The 22,669-nt window shown below is 59.8% G+C and carries 21 protein-coding genes; 14 read left to right on the top strand and 7 right to left on the bottom strand.

Going from position 1 to position 22,669, the window contains the following annotated elements:
- Positions 1 to 332 precede the first annotated feature (332 nt).
- Positions 333 to 1,427: a porin gene (locus tag GA0061100_RS07385; RefSeq protein ID WP_075852107.1), complete on the top strand. Its 1,095-nt coding sequence runs from the start codon at positions 333 to 335 to the stop codon at positions 1,425 to 1,427.
- A gap of 125 nt (positions 1,428 to 1,552) precedes the next feature.
- Here the strand turns inward: GA0061100_RS07385 and GA0061100_RS07390 are convergent, their stop codons facing one another.
- Complete coding sequence (locus GA0061100_RS07390; protein ID WP_075852108.1) at positions 1,553 to 2,446, bottom strand: alpha/beta fold hydrolase; 894 nt, start codon at positions 2,444 to 2,446, stop codon at positions 1,553 to 1,555.
- A 202-nt stretch (positions 2,447 to 2,648) separates the two neighbouring features.
- Positions 2,649 to 4,700 (bottom strand): lytic transglycosylase domain-containing protein, encoded by a 2,052-nt coding sequence (locus GA0061100_RS07395; RefSeq protein ID WP_075852109.1) that lies wholly within the window; start codon positions 4,698 to 4,700, stop codon positions 2,649 to 2,651.
- Positions 4,701 to 4,917: 217 nt separating this feature from the next.
- On the opposite strand from GA0061100_RS07395, the gene dapA reads away from it, so the two are divergent.
- Complete coding sequence (gene dapA / locus GA0061100_RS07400; RefSeq protein WP_075852110.1) at positions 4,918 to 5,802, top strand: 4-hydroxy-tetrahydrodipicolinate synthase; 885 nt, start codon at positions 4,918 to 4,920, stop codon at positions 5,800 to 5,802.
- Between the two features lie 137 nt (positions 5,803 to 5,939).
- The gene (gene smpB, locus GA0061100_RS07405) at positions 5,940 to 6,419 is read left to right on the top strand and encodes an SsrA-binding protein SmpB (RefSeq protein WP_015339291.1); all 480 of its coding nucleotides are present in this window, start codon (positions 5,940 to 5,942) and stop codon (positions 6,417 to 6,419) included.
- Between the two features lie 266 nt (positions 6,420 to 6,685).
- Here the strand turns inward: smpB and GA0061100_RS07410 are convergent, their stop codons facing one another.
- On the bottom strand, positions 6,686 to 7,270 hold the full coding sequence (locus GA0061100_RS07410) for a LabA-like NYN domain-containing protein (protein WP_075852111.1): 585 nt from the start codon (positions 7,268 to 7,270) through the stop codon (positions 6,686 to 6,688).
- 311 nt (positions 7,271 to 7,581) lie between these two features.
- On the opposite strand from GA0061100_RS07410, the gene rpoZ reads away from it, so the two are divergent.
- The 11 genes from rpoZ (at position 7,582) to recO (ending at position 16,926) form a co-directional block, all read left to right on the top strand.
- Entirely contained in the window at positions 7,582 to 7,980 is a 399-nt protein-coding gene (gene rpoZ, locus GA0061100_RS07415) for a DNA-directed RNA polymerase subunit omega (protein ID WP_075852112.1), read from the top strand.
- 100 nt (positions 7,981 to 8,080) lie between these two features.
- Positions 8,081 to 10,303, top strand: a complete 2,223-nt coding sequence (locus GA0061100_RS07420) for a RelA/SpoT family protein (RefSeq protein WP_075852113.1) — start codon at positions 8,081 to 8,083, stop codon at positions 10,301 to 10,303.
- A 192-nt stretch (positions 10,304 to 10,495) separates the two neighbouring features.
- Positions 10,496 to 10,645, top strand: a complete 150-nt coding sequence (locus GA0061100_RS07425; protein ID WP_075852114.1) for a DUF3563 family protein — start codon at positions 10,496 to 10,498, stop codon at positions 10,643 to 10,645.
- 221 nt (positions 10,646 to 10,866) lie between these two features.
- On the top strand, positions 10,867 to 11,454 hold the full coding sequence (locus tag GA0061100_RS07430) for a DUF2062 domain-containing protein (RefSeq protein ID WP_075852115.1): 588 nt from the start codon (positions 10,867 to 10,869) through the stop codon (positions 11,452 to 11,454).
- Positions 11,455 to 11,495: 41 nt separating this feature from the next.
- The gene (gene acpS, locus GA0061100_RS07435; protein WP_075852116.1) at positions 11,496 to 11,900 is read left to right on the top strand and encodes a holo-ACP synthase; all 405 of its coding nucleotides are present in this window, start codon (positions 11,496 to 11,498) and stop codon (positions 11,898 to 11,900) included.
- A gap of 114 nt (positions 11,901 to 12,014) precedes the next feature.
- The gene (gene lepB, locus GA0061100_RS07440; RefSeq protein ID WP_075852117.1) at positions 12,015 to 12,761 is read left to right on the top strand and encodes a signal peptidase I; all 747 of its coding nucleotides are present in this window, start codon (positions 12,015 to 12,017) and stop codon (positions 12,759 to 12,761) included.
- Positions 12,758 to 13,477, top strand: a complete 720-nt coding sequence (gene rnc / locus GA0061100_RS07445; RefSeq protein ID WP_075852118.1) for a ribonuclease III — start codon at positions 12,758 to 12,760, stop codon at positions 13,475 to 13,477. Before lepB ends, rnc begins: the two co-directional genes overlap by 4 nt.
- 135 nt (positions 13,478 to 13,612) lie before the next feature.
- A complete protein-coding gene (gene era, locus GA0061100_RS07450) occupies positions 13,613 to 14,557 on the top strand; it encodes a GTPase Era (protein WP_075852617.1) in 945 nt (314 codons plus the stop codon).
- A gap of 85 nt (positions 14,558 to 14,642) precedes the next feature.
- Positions 14,643 to 15,398 (top strand): Crp/Fnr family transcriptional regulator, encoded by a 756-nt coding sequence (locus GA0061100_RS07455; RefSeq protein WP_075852119.1) that lies wholly within the window; start codon positions 14,643 to 14,645, stop codon positions 15,396 to 15,398.
- Between the two features lie 219 nt (positions 15,399 to 15,617).
- Positions 15,618 to 16,100: a response regulator gene (locus GA0061100_RS07460; protein ID WP_425298675.1), complete on the top strand. Its 483-nt coding sequence runs from the start codon at positions 15,618 to 15,620 to the stop codon at positions 16,098 to 16,100.
- A 58-nt stretch (positions 16,101 to 16,158) separates the two neighbouring features.
- Entirely contained in the window at positions 16,159 to 16,926 is a 768-nt protein-coding gene (gene recO, locus GA0061100_RS07465; protein WP_075852121.1) for a DNA repair protein RecO, read from the top strand.
- A gap of 73 nt (positions 16,927 to 16,999) precedes the next feature.
- On the opposite strand, the gene GA0061100_RS07470 is transcribed toward recO, so the two are convergent.
- The 4 genes from GA0061100_RS07470 to GA0061100_RS07485 form a co-directional block, all read right to left on the bottom strand.
- Positions 17,000 to 17,680: a peroxiredoxin-like family protein gene (locus GA0061100_RS07470; RefSeq protein ID WP_075852122.1), complete on the bottom strand. Its 681-nt coding sequence runs from the start codon at positions 17,678 to 17,680 to the stop codon at positions 17,000 to 17,002.
- A gap of 73 nt (positions 17,681 to 17,753) precedes the next feature.
- Positions 17,754 to 20,999 (bottom strand): adenylate/guanylate cyclase domain-containing protein, encoded by a 3,246-nt coding sequence (locus GA0061100_RS07475; RefSeq protein WP_075852123.1) that lies wholly within the window; start codon positions 20,997 to 20,999, stop codon positions 17,754 to 17,756.
- Between the two features lie 122 nt (positions 21,000 to 21,121).
- Positions 21,122 to 21,970 (bottom strand): MOSC domain-containing protein, encoded by an 849-nt coding sequence (locus GA0061100_RS07480; RefSeq protein WP_075852124.1) that lies wholly within the window; start codon positions 21,968 to 21,970, stop codon positions 21,122 to 21,124.
- Between the two features lie 9 nt (positions 21,971 to 21,979).
- Positions 21,980 to 22,633: an HD domain-containing protein gene (locus GA0061100_RS07485; RefSeq protein ID WP_425298672.1), complete on the bottom strand. Its 654-nt coding sequence runs from the start codon at positions 22,631 to 22,633 to the stop codon at positions 21,980 to 21,982.
- Positions 22,634 to 22,669: the final 36 nt, after the last annotated feature.

Genomic DNA, 22,669 nt, shown 5'->3' on the forward strand with positions numbered 1-22,669 from the left:
TTAGCATCTTTCTCTGTAAGGATGCCCTTTAGGTTGTGCGTATTCATGAAGTAATCCTAAGTAGTTTTCGGCTATTGGCACGCCGACAGTGTGACAGTTTTGCGACGTGATTTTTGTGCAACGCACCTTTTGAAACAGCCGTCACAATTGTTCATAGTTTATCTCTGATATTGCTCTGAAAAAAACGATCTGTAGGTTCCAAATCGGAAGCAAGACTTACTTGTCTTGGTTCTCCCAGATCAGGGGTCAACTTTAAAACCGGGTGGGGTAGGGCACGTCGATTTTCTCGGCGTGAATTCTCATACCTAATCGATATTGGAACTGGAGTTACTATGAACATCAAGAGCCTTCTTCTCGGCTCCGCTGCTGCGCTGGCAGCAGTATCCGGTGCTCATGCTGCCGACGCGATCGTAGCAGCTGAGCCCGAGCCGCTGGAATATGTCCGCATCTGCGATGCCTATGGCGCTGGCTACTTCTTCATCCCGGGCACCGAAACCTGCCTCAAGATCGGCGGCATGGTCCGTACCGAAGGTGGCTGGTACAATGCCTACAATCCGGGTCCCGGCGGCGATCGTGGCACCTACTGGCATACCCGCGCTCAGCTGAGCGTCGACACCGCGACCGACACCGAATACGGTCCGTTGAAGACCAACACTGTCTACCGTTTCGACTGGAACGACGGCAACGCCACCACCACCAAGCTGCTCTGGGCCAACATCAGCCTCGGCGGTTTCCTGGTCGGTAAGCAGGACTCGCAGTACAACCTGTACACCGGCTACGCCGGCGACGTCATCAACGACGACGTGGTCTATGACGGCCCGTACGAACTCAACCAGTTGACCTACAACTACGACGCAGGCAACGGCTTCACGGCTGTCGTCTCGCTCGAAGACAGCAACTCCGGTTCGGATACGTCTTCCTACGGCGGCGCTTGGGTTCAGTCGAAGGCTAACCACTATGCTCCGAACGTTGTCGCCGGTGTCGGCTACAAGGCTGGCGGTTTCGGCTTCAAGGTTGTCGGCGGTTACGACTCGATCGTCGAAGAAGGCGCTGTCAAGGCTCGTATCGATGCCGACTTCGGCTTCCTCACGGCCTTCTTGATGGGTGGCTACAACACCGATGGCAAGAAGCTGAACCAGTACGCCGGTTCGAACCTGAACGCGTCTGCTTGCCCGGCTGGCCGTGGCGATCTCTGCGGCTGGGGCGACTGGGCTGTCTGGGGTGGCGTTGGCGTTCCGATCAACGAAAAGCTGAAGTGGAACCTCCAGCTCGCTTACACCGACTCGAAGATCTTCGAAGCCACCACGAACCTCAAGTTCACCCCGGTCAAGGGCTTCCTCATCGAGCCGGAAGTTACCTACACCAACTTCGATTCTGTAAACCAGGATCAGTGGGCTGGTATCCTGCGCTTCCAGCGCAGCTTCTAATTCGGTTCGCCGAAAAGAGTTTGACAGATCTTCCGATCAGACCTCCGATCGGAAGAGGAAAGGCCCGGTCTCCCAACCGGGCCTTTTGCTTTGAGCCGGTATCGCATAGTGCGAGGCGCCTGTTGTCAAAACCCCGAGATGAAGTGCCGGATTGCATCCGGAATATCGCCCAAATGTAAAATCGGGGCATGTCCTTGCCCTCTCGCGATCTTGATGGCCATTCCCGGATGGTGCTCCGCCATCTCGTCCGTCGTGGCCTGCGTCAGAAGTTTCGAATTCTCGCCGCGAATCACCATCAGCGGAGTATCCTGAAACGCTTGGAACTGCGGCCACAGGTCGCGAATCGGTACCTCCAGGTCGAGCGCCTGCATTTGTGCTGCGATAGCGGGATCGTAGTCGGCAATCGGCTTGCCGTCACGCAAGACATAGATGGCGCGGGCCATGTCCTGCCAATCCTCTTCGCCAAGCGCGCTAAAGGCGCTGCCATGGTTTTCCCGAAGGATATCGATCGCCTCGTCCCAATTGGCGGGTTTCTTGTCCCGGTTGAGATAATCGCGAATATCCGCCAATCCGACTTTTTCGAGGACGGGGCCGATATCGTTGAGAATCACGGCCTTGAGAATATCCGGCCGGCTGGTTGCGAGCATATGCAGGACCATTCCGCCGCGCGATGTGCCGATGAAGATAGCTTGATGAATCCCGAGCTGAGCGCAAACCGTCAGGACATCTTGACCTTCCACGATGAGATTGTAATGGGCTTTGTCGTCATCCCACTCGGATGACCCGCGTCCGCGGGCATCGAGCGTGATTATCCTGCGTGGAGCCGCGGAATCCTGCGATAGAAGCAGCGCCAATTGATGAAAGTCCCGCGAGTTGCGCGTCAGGCCGGGCAGGCAGAAGACGGGTGTCCTGGCACTCGTGGCTGTCTCGTCGCCGGCATAGTCGCGCACATGGAGTTTCAGGCCATCTTCGGTTGCGATCGTTCTGGCAAGAAAACCGCTTTCGTCGTCGCTGCGCATGCGCCATCCCTCGTGCTTTGGCTATCACGAGGGATGTAACGTCATTTCCGTAGCGCACACAACTGCGGCTGTTGCCGGAAACATATCGCACGAGGTGGTGAGGCGGCTTTGCGATCCTTCAGATTCGCTTCCCGCGCTTTAGGTCGTTGATCTTGCGCATGTCGTTATCGCAAAACCGCTGCACATTTTTGCGCGACATGCTTTAGCCGCGGCCGTCGACCAGATCGTGTACGATGTCTGCCTTCTGTCCCAGCCGTGCCTTGTAGACCTGATAGTTCTCCATCACGCGCTGCACGTAGTTGCGGGTCTCGGGGAAGGGGATGCGCTCGATCCAGTCGATTACGTCGTCAAGTGACTTGCCACGCGGATCGCCATAACGGCTGATCCATTCCGGCACCTTGTTCGGCCCGGCATTGTAGGCGATGAAGGTGAGGATGTAGGAGCCGCCGAAGGTGTCGATCTGCTCGCCGAGATAATGGGCGCCGAGCGTGGCGTTGTAGCCCGCATCCTGCGTCAGCTTGTCGGCGGAGTAGGCCATGCCGTGCCGACCGGCAACGGCCTTTGCGGTCTTTGGCAGCAGTTGCAGCAGGCCGCGGGCATTGGCGGAGGATACGGCGGCCGGATTGAAGGCGCTTTCCTGTCGGGCAATGGCATAGGCGAGCGCCTTGCCGGAGCCGGAAATATTGGCATTGTCCGGAATGACGCCGATCGGGAAGGCGAGCGCTGCGACATCGATGCCGCGCCCATAGGCGATCTTGCCGATCTGCAGCGAAAGCTGGTGATTGCCGGAACGCTCGGCGCTGGCGGCCAGCATGGCGACCTCGCCGGGGCTATCAAGCTGTTTCGCCAGAGCGCGATAGAGCGCATCGGCACGCCAACCGTGTCCCGCAGCCTCGAGCCGAGAAATCGCCTGTACCGCCTCGCGTCCCTGGAAGCGCTGGCGATCGGTAGCCGAGGGAGAGGGATAGGTGACGTTGAGGGTGCGACGGCCAAGCTTCTCGGCAGCAAGCTGACCATAGAAGGTGCTCGGATAGGAGGCGGCCTTTGCGTAGAAATCGGCAGCCTTGCCCGGTCCGCCTGCTTCGGCGGCGCGGCCGAGCCAATACCAACCGCGCGATTGCGAGATAGGCCCGTTCGACACCTGCAGGATCTTGCGGAAATGGATCGCTGCATTCGCCCCATCCTGAAGACCGCGCAGAGCGTACCAGCCTGCGTGGAATTCGGCTTCGCCGACATCCTGCGGACTTTCCGCGACGCTGGCGTCGACGATGCGGTAGGCAGCCTTGAATTCACCCTGATCCACCAGGCCGCGGCTGACGATGCGCTGCTCGCTCCACCACGCGCCGGGGCTGACGAGCACGCTGCGGTCCTTCGGCATTTGCGCCAGCAGACTGGCGGCATCGTCATATTTGTTCTGGCGGCGCAGGTTTTCGATCCGCATGAAGAGATAGGCTGGGTCCTTGCGCCATTGGGCGTCGGCGGCTGCGATCAGCGCGTCGGCCTTCGGCGAGCGATCATTGACGGCGGCCCAGGCCTTGTAGAGCGATTGCGCCCTGCCGAGATCGCCGAAGCGTTTGGCCTGTGCGGTCCGATCGCGGTAGAGCAGATAGTCCATGCGCGCCTTGTGATCGGCGGGCGAAAGCAGGCTTGGGAATTCCGCAAGGACCTTGTCTTCGAGCGATTTGTCCAGCGGCTCCTCGCGCCAGATCTTGCGGATCAGCTTGGCGGCCTGTGCCGACGCGCCGCGCGCCATGAAGGCGCGCGAGAGGATGATGGCGCCTTCCACGGTCTCTGGCTGCGAGTTGCCGAAGGCGGCAAGGACCTGATCGGTTGCCGGATTCTCTGTGTAGAGCGCCCGCTCGGAATTAGCGCGCAGGCTGCCGAGCCCCGGCCAGCCGACAAGCTCGCCGGCGGCCGCGGCAATTTCGCCGGAAGGAACGCCCGGCTGGCCCGAAGTCGCGATCGCCCAGGTCAGGATGTGCCGATCGAGCGTGCCATCACCCATGCCGTTGCGGATGGCAAGCGCCTGCATCGGATTCTTGTTGGAAAGGGCGTCGAGGCCCGCCTTCAGGTCGCCGCTGACAGGCGCGATGGCTCCGCCGCGCGGGATCGCGGCCGTGCTCATGGGGTCCGGCGCCATGGCGACATAGGCGTTGGCGCTCGTCGGTATCTGCTGGCCGGGAAGCTGCGAGGCAACCGCGCCCCAGGCGACCGCCAAGCCCACGGCGGTCCAGATCATGACAGGTCTCTTCATCCGGCTACTCACAAAACAAACAGGCCCCTTCCATTTGCCAAATGCTATATTAACGAAACCTTACCGGTGGCCCGAATTTCAATCAATTATGATATCGGAAACTGCCCTTTACCATTCAAAGCGTGCTTGTCGCCGTCAAGCCGGCGCTTTATGGTGCGCGGATTCATAACCATGGATTGCGGCTGAAGCATGAAAGCAGCGCCGCTAGGAGACTTGCATGTTCCAGGGGTCCATTCCCGCACTCGTTACGCCCTTTACTGACGCCGGCAAGGTGGATGAGGCTTCCTTCGCCTCACATGTCGACTGGCAGATAAAAGAGGGCAGCAAGGGACTGGTGCCCGTGGGTACGACGGGTGAATCTCCGACCCTGTCGCATGACGAGCACAAGCGCGTCGTCGAGCTCTGCATCGAGATCGCCAACAAGCGCGTCCCGGTCATGGCGGGGGCGGGGTCGAACAATACCCGCGAGGCGATCGAGCTCGCACAGCACGCCGAAAAGGTCGGCGCCAACGCGGTTCTGGTCGTCACACCCTATTATAACAAGCCGACCCAGAAGGGGCTTTACGCGCATTTCGCCGCCGTTGCCGAAGCCGTCAAGCTGCCGATCTATATCTACAACATCCCCGGCCGTTCGGTTGTCGATATGACGCCCGAGACGATGGGTGCGCTTGCCAAGGCCTATTCCAATATCGTCGGTGTCAAGGATGCGACCGGCAAGATCGAGCGCGTCTCCGAGCAGCGCATCAGCTGCGGCCGCGATTTCCGCCAGCTTTCCGGCGAGGATGCCACGGCGCTCGGCTTCAACGCCCATGGCGGCGTCGGCTGCATCTCGGTCACGGCCAACGTCGCACCGCGCCTGTGTGCCGAATTCCAGGCGGCTACGCTCGCCGGTGATTATGCCAAGGCTCTCGAATATCAGGATCGCCTGATGCCGTTGCACAAGGCGATCTTCCTGGAGCCCGGCCTCTGCGGCGCCAAGTATGGTCTTTCCCGCCTTGGCCGCATGAGCCGCAATGTACGCTCGCCGCTCCTGTCGACCCTGGAACCGGGCACCGAGGCTGCGATCGATGCGGCCTTGCGTCATGCCGGCCTCTTGAACTGACGCCGTTTCGAACTTGTTGCCCAAACTCTGCAAGGCCGCTCTCTTCACAAGGAGGGCGGTCTCGCTTATTTAGGATGCAGGAACCTGGCGCGCCCTTAGTCGCTGCCGGAATGACGCAAGAAAAAAGAAGAAGAATCATGGCACCCAAAGGCAGCCAGCGCGTGGTGAACAAGGTCGTGGCGGAAAACCGCAAGGCCCGCTTCAACTACGAGATCATCGACACCTACGAAGCAGGGCTCGTGCTGATGGGCACAGAGGTCAAATCGCTGCGCGAAGGCAAGGCCAATATCGCTGAATCCTACGCCTCGGATGAAGGTGACGAGATCTGGCTGATCAACTCCTATCTGCCGGAGTACCTGCAGGCGAACCGCTTCAACCACGAGCCCCGCCGCCGCCGCAAGCTGCTGCTTTCCAGCCGCGAAATCGGCCGGTTGCGTTCGGCGATCAATCGTGAGGGCATGACCCTGGTGCCGTTGAAAATCTATTTCAACGACCGTGGCCGGGCCAAGCTGGAATTGGCCCTTGCCAAGGGCAAGAAGCTGCATGACAAGCGCGAATCCGAGAAGGAACGCGATTGGAACAGGCAGAAGAGCCGGCTGCTCAAAGACAACGGGTGAGGGTGTGGAGCGGTCGGGCAAGGCCCGAGCAATCGATCCAGTGAATCGATTGCAGCGACGAACGCCCTGAGCCCTAGCGAAGGGCCGGCTGCCGCGGCGAGCACAACGCCTGCGCCGTTCGAAACGATCCCTCGGCAAAACTATAGCTGCGCGTGAATCGATTGCCGCGACGACGCCCTGAACCTTGGCGAACGGCCGGCTGCCGCGGCAAAACAGAAACGGTTCTGCTGCTGCTGCAAACCTACCTTGTCTGATGCGGCCCCGAATTATTCTTCAGTATCCGCCGGAGCGTGGCTAGCCTCCGCAGTCCGGGCAGGGCGCTCCGAAGCTTCGCGACCGATCTCCGCCTTCAGCGATACGAGGTCGATGAAATGATCGGCCTGACGGCGCAGGTCGTCTGCAATCATCGGCGGCTGGGTCGCCATGGTCGAGATGACCGAAACCTTGCGTCCACGACGCTGAAGGGCTTCCACGAGGGTCGTGAAGTCACCGTCGCCGGAAAAGATCACCAGATGATCGACGGTCTCGGATTGCTCCATGGCGTCGATCGCCAGCTCGATGTCCATGTTGCCCTTGATCTTGCGGCGTCCCATGGAATCCGTGAATTCCTTCGCCGGCTTCGTGATGACCTTGTAGCCGTTATAGTCGAGCCAATCGATCAGCGGGCGGATCGAGGAATATTCCTGATCTTCGATAAGGGCGGTGTAATAATAGGCGCGCAGGAGATATCCGCGTTTCTGGAATGCCTTCAGGAGCTTACGGTAGTCAATATCGAAACCGAGGCTCTTGGATGCAGCGTAAAGATTGGCGCCGTCGATAAAGAGTGCAATTTTTTCGCGTGGGTCAAACATCGCTTACATATCCACTGTTATAAAAACGTAATCATTTCATTTAAAGAGCAGCTAAAACAAGGCTTTGTGAGCCGTTGCAGAATAATTCGTATTACTTTATGAATTATTCATATAACCGAGATGTAGGGCACGAAATGCGATATTCCAAGCAACTCACGGTAGAAATGGCTGTTTGTCTAGGGTAATTTTAGCACTTTCCCAGAGGGTGCAAAGGCGCTGAAACAGGAAAAACTTGAATTTGACATCGTTTGCTTGTATCGGCGTGCTACTCCGAGACATGATGACGACATCACGACCGCAAAGGACAGGCAATGGCCCGTGTCACAGTAGAAGATTGCATTGATAAAGTAGAGAACCGGTTCGAGCTCGTGCTGCTCGCCAGCCACCGCGCTCGCCTGATTTCGCAGGGCTCCTCGATCACGATCGACCGCGACAACGACAAGAACCCGGTCGTTGCTCTGCGCGAAATCGCCGACGAGACGCTGTCGCCTGATGATCTCAAGGAAGACCTGATCCATTCGCTGCAGAAGCATGTCGAAGTGGATGAGCCCGAGCCCGATCCGGCAAGCCTCCTGGCGGCTGGCGCTTCCGCCACCAGCGAAGAGGAAGAAGACCTGCCGGAAACCGTCACTTTCGATCAGATGTCGGAAGAAGAGCTTCTGGCCGGTATCGAAGGTCTGGTTCCGCCGGAAAAAAGCGACGATTACTGATCGTTGAGCTTGATGCTCCGGACAGGAGCGATATGATGGCAAGATGCGTGCGCCGGTCAGATGACTGGCGCGCTTTTGTTTTTGCTGGAGTAGCTTTGGAATGATGCGGCAATACGAGCTTGTCGAGCGCGTGCAGAAATACAAGCCCGATGCCAACGAAGCTCTCCTCAACAAAGCCTATGTTTATGCAATGCAGAAGCATGGCCAGCAAAAACGTGCCAGCGGCGATCCCTATATTTCCCATCCCCTCGAAGTTGCTGCGATCCTGACGGATATGCGACTGGATGAATCGACCATCGCGGTCGCTCTTCTCCACGACACGATCGAGGATACGACGGCGACGCGCGCCGAAATCGACGAGATGTTCGGCGAGGATATCGGCCGCCTGGTCGAGGGCCTGACGAAGATCAAGAAGCTCGACCTCGTCACCAAGAAGGCGAAGCAGGCCGAAAATCTGCGCAAGCTGCTGCTCGCCATTTCCGATGACGTACGCGTGCTTCTGGTGAAGCTGGCCGATCGCCTGCATAATATGCGCACGCTCGATCATATGTCGCCGGAAAAGCGCGCCCGCATCTCCGAGGAGACAATGGAAATCTATGCGCCGCTTGCCGGCCGCATGGGTATGCAGGACATGCGTGAGGAGCTGGAAGAGCTTTCTTTCCGCCATATCAATCCCGAGGCGCATGATACCGTCACCAAACGCCTGGAAGAGCTGTCGCGGCGTAACGAAGGGCTCGTCAAGAAGATCGAGACCGAGCTGCGCGATCTGCTCGTGGCCAACGGCCTTGCCAACGCCATGGTCAAGGGGCGGCTGAAGAAGCCCTATTCGGTGTTCCGAAAGATGCAGTCGAAGTCGCTCTCCTTCGAGCAGCTCTCCGATATTTACGGCTTCCGTCTTCTCGTCGACGACATTCCGTCCTGCTACCGGGCGCTCGGCATCGTTCATACCCGCTGGCGCGTCGTTCCCGGCCGTTTCAAGGACTATATTTCGACGCCGAAGCAGAACGACTATCGCTCTCTGCACACCACGATCGTCGGCCCCTCCAGCCAGCGCATCGAGCTGCAGATCCGTACCAAACGCATGCACGAGATCGCCGAGTTCGGCATCGCAGCCCATACGCTCTATAAGGACGGCACCAACGGCAATGGCGATAGCGAAATCGCTTCGCGGGAAAGCAATGCCTATTCCTGGCTGCGCCACACCATCGAGGCGCTGGCCGAGGGCGACAGCCCGGAAGAATTCCTCGAGCATACCAAGCTCGAGTTGTTCCAGGATCAGGTGTTCTGCTTCACGCCCAAGGGCAAGCTGATCGCCCTGCCGCGCGGCGCAACGCCGATCGATTTTGCCTACGCCGTTCATACCAACATCGGCGACACGACCGTCGGCGCCAAGATCAATGGCCGCATCATGCCGCTGGTAACGCGGCTGAACAATGGCGACGAAGTCGAGATTATCCGCTCAGGCGTGCAGGTGCCGCCAGCCGCGTGGGAAGAGATCGTCGTGACCGGCAAGGCACGCGCCGCCATTCGCCGCGCCACTCGTCTTGCCATCCGCAAGCAATATGCCGGCCTCGGCCATCGTATCCTGGAGCGCACTTTCGAGCGCGCCGGCAAGGTCTTCTCGCGCGATGCTTTGAAGCCCGCCCTGCATCGCCTCGGCCAGAAAGATGTCGAGGATGCGATCGCGGCCGTCGGGCGAGGGGAGATGTCGTCGCTCGACGTGCTTCGCGCCGTCTACCCCGATCATCAGGACGAACGCGTGACCGTGAAGCCTGCCGGCGACGAGGGCTGGTTCAATGTCCGCAGCGCCTCCGGCATGATCTTCAAGATCCCCGGCAAGAACAAGGCCGAGGTCTCTGACGGTGCCGATATCGATGCCCCGCCGATCCGCGGTATTTCGGCCAATGTCGAGGTGCATTTCGCATCGACCGGCGCCGTTCCGGGTGATCGCATCGTCGGCATCATGGAAAAGGGCAAGGGTATCACCATATATCCGATCCAGTCGCCGGTGCTGCAGCGGTTCGACGACGAGCCGGAGCGCTGGATCGACGTGCGCTGGGATCTGGACGAGGCCAACAAGTCGCGCTTTGCCGCACGCATCCTGATCAATGCCCTCAACGAGCCGGGTACGCTGGCGAAGGTGGCGCAGACCGTCGCGGACGTGGACGTCAATATCCGCGTGCTCAACACCGTTCGGGTTGCGGCCGACTTCACCGAAATGGCCCTCGACGTGGAAGTCTGGGATCTGCGCCAGCTCAACCAGCTTCTGGTGCAGCTGAAGGAACTCGATTGCATCGCGACGGTTAAGCGCCTCTACGAGTGATATTCACTCGGCGGCGCTACTGATCCAGGCAGGCTGCATATTTTGTGATCATTTTATGACCAAATTCGAGCGCCTTTCCGGATAGATATGCGTTATGTGCATGGCTGCGTGTATTTTAGAGCGGTGGTAATTAACCTTTGTCGAGCCTATCTTCTGGTCATCGAAGAAACCAAACTGAGATGAGAGAAGACAATGTTTACCCCGATCAAGAAAATCGCCCGTGCCTTGCGTGTTCCGAGTGTTGAAGAGCGCGAAATGGCTTACCTGAACGGCTCGCATGACCGTTTTGACCTTGAGTATCGTCAGCGTCAGGTTGACCGCGGCCTGTTCCGTACGCGTTAATCGCTGTTAATACTTAAAAGACCAAGAGGGGCGCGTCGTTGTTGCGCCCTTGGAGCATCCAGATCTCGAGGGATTGCTTCCGGCAAATGAAGAGAGCGTCCATTTTCTGCATCCAAAGCAGGTGACGTTCCAAAAAAGAGCCGCACTTTCGGTTCTTAATCGGTGCATGATACGTTTGGCCGCTCTTGTCACGACGGCCCCCATTGCACTAGATAAGCCGCATGCTGTTTCGTCGCCGAAAACCACTGACATTCAAGGAAAAGTTGCGGGAGCACCTTTGGCCCCGCAAGGGTTTTGTCCGCTCGTTCCAATATTTCGGCAAGCGCCTTGTTCGCCTTGCCGCTTCGCCGCATTCGGTTGCGGCCGGGTTTGCGGCGGGCATCGTTGTGTCCTGGACGCCGTTCATCGGCGTGCATTTCGTGATGGCGATCATCATCGCCTATCTGGTCGGCGGCAATGTCATTGCTTCTGCGCTCGGCTGTCTGGCGGCCGGCAATCCAATCACCTATCCTTTCATCTGGGCGCTTACCTGGGAGATCGGCCACCTCATCCTGTCGCGCGACAGCGGCGGGCAGGGCGGCAATATCGATCTGCCGGCACTGTGGCACAAGGGCGATCTCTCGCAGATCTGGGACCCGGTTTTGAAGCCGATGCTGATCGGCGGCATCCCACCTGCCATCGTGACCGGTGTGATTGTCTATGCACTCACCTACTATGGCGTGAAGACCTTCAAGACGCGCCGCAAGGAGCGCCTGATGGAACGTGCCCGCGAGCGGCTGGCGCTCGCCGAAAACGCATCGAGCGTCTGACCCGAGCCTGACGTCGTCCGGGCCGCCAGGAGGGCCTTCCCATGATCATCGGCATAGGTAGTGATCTCATCGATATCCGTCGTGTGGAGAAGACGATCGAACGTTTCGGCGCCCGCTTCACGGAGCGTTGCTTTACCGATATCGAGCGCGCCAAGTCGGAGCGCCGCAAGAACAAGGCGGCATCCTATGCCAAGCGCTTTGCCGCCAAGGAAGCCTGTTCCAAAGCCTTGGGCACCGGGTTGGCACAGGGCGTCTTCTGGCGTGACATGGGTGTCGTCAACCTGCCGAGCGGCAAGCCGACGATGCAATTGACCGGCGGTGCCGCCGAAAGAGTGGCCGCCATGCTGCCACCAAATCATCGCGCCGCCATTCATTTGACGATAACGGATGATTTTCCTCTTGCTCAGGCTTTTGTAATCATCGAGGCGCTGCCGATGGACGGTTGAATCGCAACCGTATGTCGCTTTTGGCATCCGCGCCATTGCCGCGATGATATGAAGCGAGTAGACAGTGCCTGAATGCAAGTGCGCCGGTGGGGTGCGAAAAAGGAATAAGACTGCGTGTCCGAGAAAGCCGTAAAACAGCAGAACGCCCTGTGGGAGAATATCAAGGTCATCGTCCAGGCGCTTGTCCTGGCCATGATCATCCGCACCTTTCTCTTCCAGCCATTCACCATCCCGTCCGGCTCGATGATGCCGACGCTTCTTGTCGGCGACTATATCTTCGTCAACAAGTTCGCTTACGGCTATTCGAAATATTCAATGCCGTTCTCGCCGGATATCTTCAGCGGCCGCATCCTGGGCAGCGAGCCGAAGCGCGGCGACGTCGTGGTCTTCCGCTTCCCGCCGAATCCGGATGTCGACTATATCAAGCGCGTCATTGGCCTGCCGGGTGACCGCATTCAGGTGAAGAACGACATTCTCTACATCAACGGCCAGGCCGTTCCGCGCGAGCCGCACGGCACCTTCTCGTCGGACTATAGCCAGGAGCCTGGCGACAACATCCCCGTCTACAGCGAGCGCCTGCCGGACACCGGCAAGGTCTATGACACGCTGGATCTTTCGCCGAATTCGCGTGGCGACAACACGCAGGAATATGTCGTTCCGGCCGGCCACTACTTCATGATGGGCGACAATCGCGACAATTCCGACGACAGTCGTTTCGATGTCGGCTATGTCCCAGCAGAAAACCTGATCGGCCGCGCCAGCGTCATCTTCTTCTCGCTGGGTCACGACACGTCCTTCCGTGAAATCTGGAAATGGCCGACCAACATGCGTTGGGATCGTATTTTCAAGGTTGTCGAATGACGAAGGCGCAGACGCTCTCCCAGGCGGATCGTGCCAGGCTTGAGGCTGCTATAGGCCACGAATTCGCCGAGAAGGAGCGTCTTGACCGTGCGCTGACACATGCCAGCGCGCGCACGCACAAGACGGGCAACTACGAACGGTTGGAGTTTCTCGGCGACCGGGTTCTCGGCCTGTGCATCGCGGAATTGCTCTTCAAGACCTTCGGTGCGGCAACGGAAGGTGAGCTTTCGGTGCGCCTCAATCAGCTCGTCAGCGCGGAGACCTGCGCTGAAGTCGCCGATGAAATGGAACTGCATCTTTACATCCGCACCGGCGCCGACGTGAAGAAGCTGACGGGCAAGCGCATGTTGAACGTGCGTGCCGATGTCGTCGAGAGCCTGATTGCCGCGCTCTATCTGGATGGCGGCCTCGAAGTTGCCCGCGCATTTATTCTGCGCTTTTGGGAACGCCGCGCCATCCGTCCGGAAGGTGCAAGGCGCGATGCCAAGACGGAATTGCAGGAATGGGCGCATGCGAAATTCGGCGTCACCCCGGTCTACAGGGTTGATGATCGCAGCGGACCGGATCATGATCCACGCTTCACCGTGACGGTGGAAGTGAAGGGAACGACGCCCGAGACGGGAATTGAACGCTCCAAGCGTGCGGCCGAGCAGATGGCCGCGACGCGGATTCTGGAGCGCGAAGGTGTTTGGCAGCCTCAGCCGACTGAGACGTAACTGCTAGAGCATGATGCCGAAAAGTGTCAGGGGATTTCGGATGACATCATGCTCTACTTCTTTGAGTTTGGAGCGGATTCAGTTTTTAGGTCGGTTCGACCTGAAATCATCCGGCTCTAGGGAATGACGGAAAAAATGACTAATCAGCAGGACACGCCCGCCGAAGACGGCGCGGTTGAACATATCGGCCCGACGCATTCGGGTTTCGTGGCCCTCATCGGCCCGACCAATGCCGGCAAGTCGACATTGGTCAACCGGCTCGTGGGCGCCAAGGTTTCGATCGTCAGCCACAAGGTGCAGACGACGCGCGCGATCGTGCGTGGCATCGCCATTCACAACAACGCGCAGATCGTTTTCATGGACACGCCCGGCATTTTCAAGCCGCGTCGTCGCCTGGATCGTGCCATGGTGACGTCTGCCTGGGGTGGCGCCAAGGACGCCGATCTCATCATGCTGCTGATCGACAGCGAGCGTGGTTTGCGTGGTGATGCGGAGGCTATCCTGGAAGGCTTGAAGGACGTCTCCCAGCCGAAGATCCTGGTCCTGAACAAGATCGACCGCGTTCGCCGCGAGGATCTGCTGGCGCTTGCCGCGGCCGCCAACGAGAAGATCGCCTTCGAGCAAACCTTCATGATTTCGGCCGAAAACGGTTCAGGCTGCGACGACGTCATGGACTATCTGGCAAAGACCTTGCCGGAAGGCCCCTGGTACTATCCGGAGGATCAGATTTCGGATTTGCCGATGCGCCAGCTCGCCGCCGAAATCACCCGCGAAAAGCTGTTTCTACGCCTGCACCAGGAGCTTCCCTATTCCTCGCATGTCGAGACCGAGAAGTGGGAAGAGCGCAAGGACGGCTCGGTGCGCATCGAGCAGGTGATCTATGTCGAGCGCGACAGCCAGAAGAAGATTGCGCTCGGCAAGGGTGGCGAGACGATCAAGGCGATCTCGACCGCGTCGCGCAAGGAGCTCTCCGAAATTCTGGAGCAGCCCGTGCACCTCTTCCTCTTCGTCAAGGTCCGTGAAAACTGGGGAGACGACCCCGAACGTTTCCGCGAAATGGGGCTCGATTTCCCGCACTGATGGAACTTTGCTTGCCTGAATGCTTTATATTGCAGCGGTTTATCCGGCATGTCGCCGTCGCCGCTGCAACTTGAGGGAGCGTTTCATGGCAAAGGCAGCTGCGACGATGCATGGGCAACGCACTCCATGCCAGCACTGTCCGCTGAGGTCTTTGCCGCATTTCCGTGAATTCGAGCGCGACGAGCTGAATTTCATCAGCGGCTTCAAGAAGGGCGAGCTTCTTGTCGATGCCGGCGCCACGATCTTCCTCGAAGGGGCGCATAGCGCCCACCTTTTCACTATCCTTTCCGGCTGGGGCTTCCGCTACAAGACGCTGGAGGATGGGCGCCGCCAGATCCTCAACTACGTGATGCCCGGCGATCTCATCGGTTTGCAGGGCTCGATCATGGGCGAGATGCAGCACTCGACCGAAGCGCTCTCGCCGATATCGCTTTGCGTTTTCGAGCGTACCGAACTGATGACGCTCTACAATTCCCATCCGCCGCTTGCCTTCGACCTGACCTGGATTGCTTCGCGCGAGGAGCGGATCCTCGATGAGCATCTGTTGAGCGTCGGCCGGCGATCGGCGGTCGAGCGAGCCGCCTATCTGATCGCATACCTGCATCAGCGTGCCAGAGCCCTTCACCTTTTCAACAGCAGCAAGGTGATCCCCATCACGCAGCAGCATGTCGCCGATACGCTGGGCCTTTCCGTTGTTCATACCAACAAGACATTGAAAAAGCTGGCTGCTCGGAAATTGCTTCTCTGGCAGGAGCGAGGCTGCGAGGTTCTGGACGGTGATGGACTTGCCGAACTTGCCGGCTGGGATGGCCTTGATTCGGGCAAACGACCCTTCATCTAGCCATCATCCTTCATGCGAACAGCATGTCTTTTTTAAATGCTGACAACAACTGTATCAGCATAGATTATTGTCATCGTCACTTTTCGACCAGTTTCACCTTTTACTAACCCCGGCAGCAAAAGCGATTGGAGCAGGATGACGAGCCCATAGTACCGCAGTGCAAAAAGTGCGAAGCGGGTTGGAGGCGAAGTCATGTCACGAGAGACTGAGCCAAGACGGATGGGGCTAACCATCCATTCAAGACGGGCCGATGATTGGCGCCGGAGGGATAGATGCGGGACTTTTTACGGGGTACGCCAGCTGGCGCGTACGGGCAAGGATGGCGCTGATATGACGTTTCAGCGCGTCCTTATACTGGAAGATAATCTCATCATTGCCATGGAGGCGGAGGAAATTCTTCACCTCGTCGGAATTCAACAGGTTGAGATTGCTTCGAATCTGGAGCAGGCGGTCAACGCCATCCATTCGGAACATTATGATTTTGCGATGCTCGACGTGAATCTTGGGGAGTCGACGAGTTTCGGGTTTGCCCGATTGCTGATGGAGCGGGGCATTTCCTTCGGCTTCGTCACCGGCTATTCCGATACACTCGATTTTCCGGCAGATTTGCGGCATGTGCCGCTTTTGAACAAGCCTTTTGACGAGCAATCCATGCGCCTTTTCGTCGAAAGCCTGGCCGGCGGCTCCCCGCTCGCCATGTGACAGCGGCGGCCATTTGCCCTAAACTCGAATCGCAAAAATCTTTCGAGGCAACCGGCCGATGCAGTGGCAGGACCATGCGATTATTCTGGGCGTCAAACGTCTCGGCGAGACCAGTGTCGTCGCCGAGGTGATGACTCGTGCCCGCGGTCGCCACATGGGGCTGGTGCGATCCGGTCGCTCACGCGCCATGCAGCCGGTGCTGCAGGCCGGCAATCTCGTCGAGGTGACGTGGCGGGCAAGGCTGCACGAGCATCTCGGCGAGTTTCGCATGGAACCGGTCACGCTCCGGGCCGCGCGGCTGATGGAGACCGCGACCGCCGTCTATGGCGTGCAGGCGATGGCCGCCTTGCTGCGGCTGCTGCCGGAGCGCGATCCGCATCCACATCTCTACGATGCGCTCGATGTCATCCTGGAAAACCTGCAGAACCCCGCTGATGCCGGCGAACTCTTTGTGCGCTTCGAGCTTGCCGTGCTGAACGACCTCGGCTTCGGCCTCGATTTGACGGAATGCGCGGCAACCGGCGTACGCGAGGATCTGGCCTTCGTTTCTCCGAAGTCCGGGCGTGCCGTCTGCCGGGCAGCCGGCATGCCATGGGCGGACAAGATGCTGACGCTGCCGCCATTTCTGACGACCGGCACCATGATCGCTGCAGACAGGGAAAGCCTTTCTGCCGCCTTCCGCCTGACCGGCTTCTTCCTGCATCGCCATGTCTACGAACCGCGCGGCATAGAGATCGCTGCGGCGCGCGAGGGCTTTATTCAGGCGGCGATGAAGGCGCTGAATGCGGTTTCGCAGGAGCGGCCGGCGGTCGCAGCCAAACTATAGAGCACGCCGCGCAAAAGTGCGCGGTAAACAGGATCAAGCTCGAGGCATATTCGGAGCAGAAGGACGGCTCGCTTCAAACAGCCATATTCGACGCCGCCGACATCACCTCTCGCGGGGCGGGAATGCCGAACATATGACGACCGGCCTCTTCGGCCTCGGTGAAACACCAGCGGATGACACCATCCCGATCGAGCAGAAATTCGCCGACCAGCTGGCCTTCGCCGGTGGCGACCATATGTTTGTCGTCCTCCGTGATTTCATAGCCGTCCGCCTTGTCGAGGAATTCCATCGCCGTCATCGGATCCATAGGCTGGGGAAGTTCACCCGGCATGTCGATGCGCATCGACCGCACGGCGCTGATGCCGACCTTGCGCGGCCAGTCGGTCTCGTCTTCGGTGAACTGGACATTCGGCAGGCCGAAAGCCTTGTGCGATACCCGCTCCGGATCGGAGGCGGCAAGCAGATTGGGAAGCGGATGAAACCGGAAGTAGAGCCGGGCGCGTTCGATCGGTGTGTTGACGACGGTCAGGCTGTCGATGCCTTTCTCCTGTAGAGCCCCGGTGAGCTCGGACATGGCGGCGATCTGCCGGCGGCAGAAGGGACAATGCAGTCCACGGAACAATCCGACAAGGACCGGCCTCTGGCCGCGAAAATCGTCGATGGCGATCTTGCCCTGGCGGGTGATCGCATCCAGCACGACATTCGGGGCGCGATCTCCAGGCTGCAATGGTCTTTCGGTGTGGTTCTCCTGCATGTTTCGTTCCTCCCTTTATGTGTTTGAATCGGTTCTCCCAACCAATCTCCTGAGGCCGTCGTAACGAAGACGGTCAGTCGAGAAACGGCAATACGACGAGCGTGCCCGGATCGAGGTTGTGGCGCGCGCATACATCCTGCGCCAGCGTGAAAAAGCGCTCCGCCTCGACCAGGTCGTCATGTTCCAGGCTTAGTGTCGCCAAGCCATCATAGCATGGAAAGAGCAATTGCGGCTCATCGATTTCCTTCGCAACCTCAAGGGCTTCCTCGTAATATTTGCGCGCGAGCTTCGGCTTTCCGTGACATTGATGGATCTGTCCGAGGACGATCAAGGGCACGGAAAGGTGGTCGCGCTGATCGAGCGCCCGGTCGATTTCCACCGCCTTCTCCGCGGCCGGCACGCCCTCGGCGGCGCAGCGATCGGTAAAGGTGCAGCAGGAAACGGCAAGGTTGGCGAGAAGGCGCGCCTGGAAGCCGAGATCGCCGATGCGGGTCGCGACCTCCAGCCCCCGCCGGCAGATCTTGATGGCGTGAGCCGGATCCACGATCGTGTAGAGCACGCCGAGATTGGAATAGGCGCGACACGCAGCACTTTGTAGATCGGCCTTTTCGGCGACAGTGAGGCTTCGCTCCACTTCCTGCACGGCATCGCGGCGGCGGCCGAGCCGCGCAAGTGCTGCGCCCTTCGTGTTCAGCGCCTCCGCCATGGCACGCGCCGCCTCTCGTCCGGTCTCGGTCGTTCCGTCGATAGGGAGCGTTTGCAGCCGTTGCAGCGCCTGCGTCGCCCATTCGGCGGCGGCGGCCTGGTCGCCCATGCGGAAGGCCAGATGGCCGCGCTCCTGCAGGAGATGCGCGTGTTCGACCGGCGCATCGATCGTCCCGATCATGGCTTCTGCCTCGGCACAATGCGCCTCCGCCTGATCGCGGTGTCCCGCCTCGAGATGCAGCCGGCTGATCTTGCGCAATATCCTCGCCGCCGCGATCCGATCGTCTTCGGTGCGATGGATCGCCAGCGCTTGCTGATAATGATTCAAGGCAGCATCGCGGTGACCGGCAGGTCCGCAGAGATCGGCGAGACGCTCCAGGAGCGCCGATTGCTCCGGCGCTATCTTCGGCTCGTTCGCAAAGGTGGCGAGTGCCTGGCGATAGAGGCGCATCGCGTCGTCATTGGCATAGGTCTTGCGCGCCAGATCGCCGGCCGCCATCAGATAACTGGCTCCCTTCGCTTTTTCGGTCGTTAGGCTGAAATGATAACCGAGCTGCGCCAGATGCTCGGGCCGATCCGGCGCTGCGCCATATTGGCGTTCCAGAACCCGGCCGATCCGGTGATGCAGCTCCATGCGCCGCTGCAGCAGGAGATTATGGTAGATGACATCGTGCAGCAGGGACTGGCTGAAGCGATAGGTGGGCGAGATGCCGGCATCCGGCCCGCGCAATTCCTCGATGATGTCGACATCGCAGAGATAGTCCAACGCGGCGTCGATGGCAGCCGGATCGGTGGTAATGGTGCGAAGCAGGGCGGTGTCGAACTTCGGGCCGATCACCGCTGCCTCCTGCGCCAACCGTCTGATCTCCTGTGGTAGGCGATCGACACGGGCAAGCAGGAGCGCCTGTAGATTGACCGGAATATCGACATCCGTGTCTTCCGCCGCAACTTGCCAGCGCTGACCGTCATTGTGCAGCCTGCCCATGTCGATCAATCCCCGAAGGATCTCCTCGATGAAGAGCGGATTGCCGCCGGCCCGATCGAGAATGCGCTGACATATCGCGATCGGTAGCTTGCCGTGACTCTCGCCGAAAAAAGCGGCGAGCAGCTTCCGCCCGTCGGTTGCGACGAGTGGGCCGAGACGCTGGACGGTGACGCTGACCCGATTGGAATCCAGCGGGTCGATCTGCGATGTCGGCCGATAGATCGCAAGCAACATCAGTCGGCTGCGCTCCAGCCGATCCATCATGAAACGAAGCACCTCCAGCGAAGCGGCATCGGCCCAATGCACATCCTCGATAACAAGCAGCAGGGGACCTTGCGCCAGCCGTCGCTCGAAGACGGTGCGGACAGCATAGAAGATCTGCCGTCGCAATTGCTCCGGTTCGATGTGCCGCAGCGCTCCGTCGGGGTCACCCAGACCGAGAACATGCAGGAAAAGCGGCGAAAGTCCGTCAACATCCTCCTGCGTGAGATCGAGCGCACGGAATCCTGTCGCCAGCAATTGTCGCGTCCTGTCGAGATTGTCCCGCTCGCCGATGCCGTAGGCGCTGCGCACGACCGCGGCAAGTGTGCCATAGGACTGTTCACCGAGAGGTGAGCAGGTCGCCTTGCGGATGGCGAGGCCGGGAAAGCGCGCCGTATTGCCGGCAATACCGATGAACTCGTTGACCAGCCGCGACTTGCCGATACCCGCTTCTCCGATGAGGCGAACAAGTTGCGCCGCGCCGCTGCAGGCAAGGTTGAGGCAGGTCAAAAGCCGTGACAGTTCCGTGTCCCGTCCGATCATCGGTGCCTGAAGGCCGAAACTTTCGAGCCCGCGCGCCGTGTGCGGTGCCTCCAATTGTCCCGTCAGCCGATGGACAAGCACGTTGCCGCTTTTGCCGCGTAAAGCTTGGGCGCCGAGATTATCAAAGGCGAAGGCGTGGCGGGTGAGGCGATAGGTCAGCGGTCCGACGAGGATATCATTTTCGCCGGCCATGGATTGCAGCCGTTGGGCTGTGTTCACCGTGTCGCCGGTCACGGAATAGGATTTGGTGCTGACGGCACCGAAGCCGCCGGTGACGACGGGACCGCTGTTGATGCCGATATGCAGCCGCAGCGGCACGCCGGCACGAGCTTGCCAGCGCTCGCCGACCTGCGTCGCCCGCTCGATCATATCGAGTGCCGCGTTCAGCGCCCGCACCGGATCGTCTTCATGGGCAACCGGCGCGCCGAACAGCGCCAGCAGCGCATCGCCGACGAACTTGTCGACGAAGCCGCCATAGGCCTCGACTGCCTGGGTCATCTCTTCGAACAACTCGTTCTGCAGCATCCGCATGACTTCCGGGTCGATCTGCTCGCTCAGTGTCGTGAAGCCGCAGAGATCCGCAAAGAGCACGGTTACCGGCCGCCGGTCGGCATCATCCTCGGATTTTGCCGGCGCAGTCCTGATGGCCGGCTTGGCTGTGGGTTGGGCCTTGTCGGAAATCGCAGCGCCGCATCGGGGGCAGAAGGCAAAGTCAGGCTGGCAGGGATAGCCGCACGCAGCACAGGAGATAGGCTGCCTTGCCCCGCATCGCGGACAGAAAGCAAAGCCGCTCTGAATATCGAAACCGCAGCCGGCGCATTCCATCGGACGCACCTCGCCAAAGCCCGCGCACCACGGTTGTTTCAGCCGTAACCATCGGGTTCAAAAGGAGCGATAAGCATGCGCTTGCTGCCTTGGGTCCGCAAGCTAAACAAACGGCGGAACGACTAGCGCCGCTTGAGCGCCCAGCCCTCCGGCCGTTCCTCGAGCACCGTCACCGTATCGCCGATCTTCACTGAGCCTTCGCCGCGCGGCACGGCATTCCAGCCGAAGAGCGGGCCGGGGACGCGGCGGTCGGCTGACATGCGGATGCGGCCCATGGCGGGCATGGGGTTCGGCACGTCGCGCGAGCCGGTCTGTTGATCCTGCGTCGTCATGATGCAGCGTGAGCAGGGTTTAACCAGATCGAGGCGGATGCCGCCGATCTCGATCGCTGCCCAACGATCCTCCGGCCATTCCTCATCGATATCGATGACGATGTTCGGGCGGAAGCGCTCCATGCCGACGGCACCTTCGCCGTGGCTGGCCAGATTGGCATTGAGCGCCTTCAGCGAGCCGGTGGTCGTGACGAGGATCTGGTATCCGTCGGCAAAGGTGACAGGCGTATCCTCGCCAGCCCATTCCGAACTGGCGATACGTTTGGCCAGCCTGTCGAAAAACACCATCTTGACCTCGCGATCCAGCCAGGCCGACAGCGCCTTGTTGGTGTCCTCATCCGCGACGGAGGCGTTGACGGCTGATTTCCAGACGACGATGTCCATGCGGTTGTCCGGGTGCGGCGGCGGCACGATGATGTCGGGCTTGCCCTTCATCTTCAGGCGCAGATAGGAGGGCGCCGGCTGGATATCGATCCGGGCCAGTGCCTGCAATTCGCGCTGGGTGATGAAGTTGCCCGAGGGATCAACCAGCATGGCGCGACGATCGCCCGCAAGACCGAAAGCATCGATGGCAGCAGACGGAATGGCGATGCCGCGCGCGCTCTTGAGGGGATAGATGAAAAGATCGCTGACGCGCATGGATGGCCCTCAGATTTCGTCGATGAACATTGCCAGCACGGTTTTCAGCCGGTCATGCCGCGCTTTGGCAAACTTGGCCCCGGTCTCGGTCTGGAATCCATCCGCCAGTTTGAACAGCTTTGTCTCGAAATGGTCAATGGCGAAGCGCTTGTCGTCGAGTGGCCGCTCTGCCGCAAGCGGATCGAAGGGGTCGTAGAGGCCGGAGCCGAGACGCCCGGCAATGTAGAAACAGCGCGCAGCACCGACCATGCCGATCGCATCCAGCCGGTCGGCATCCTGCAGGATCTTCGCTTCCAGCGTTTCCGGCGGCAGGTTGGCGGAGAAACTATGCGTGGTGATCGCATGCGCCGCCGCCGCAACATCTTCGTCAGCCCAGCCGAGTTGCCGCAGGATGCCCGAAGCTTTCTCGGCAGCGAGCCGCGATGCCTGCGCGCGATGCGGCGAATTCTTTTCGACGGAAACACAGTCATGCAGCAGCACGGCGGCGGCGAGAATTCGGGCGTTGCCGCCTTCCTCGGCCTGAATGGCCATGGCGTTACGGAAGACACGCAGGATATGGGCAATATCGTGCGAACCGTCGTCGCCATCGGCGGCATGGGGAATGAGATCCGCAGCCAGTGCTTCGAACGGGGCGAAGGCCTGGGCCATCCTGTCGGTATTCATTGTCGCGCTTGCTCCGGAGTGATCAGTCGGCAGGTT

It is taken from the genome of Martinezella hainanensis (genome assembly GCF_900094555.1).
Classification (GTDB): Bacteria; Pseudomonadota; Alphaproteobacteria; order Rhizobiales; family Rhizobiaceae; genus Rhizobium; species Rhizobium hainanense.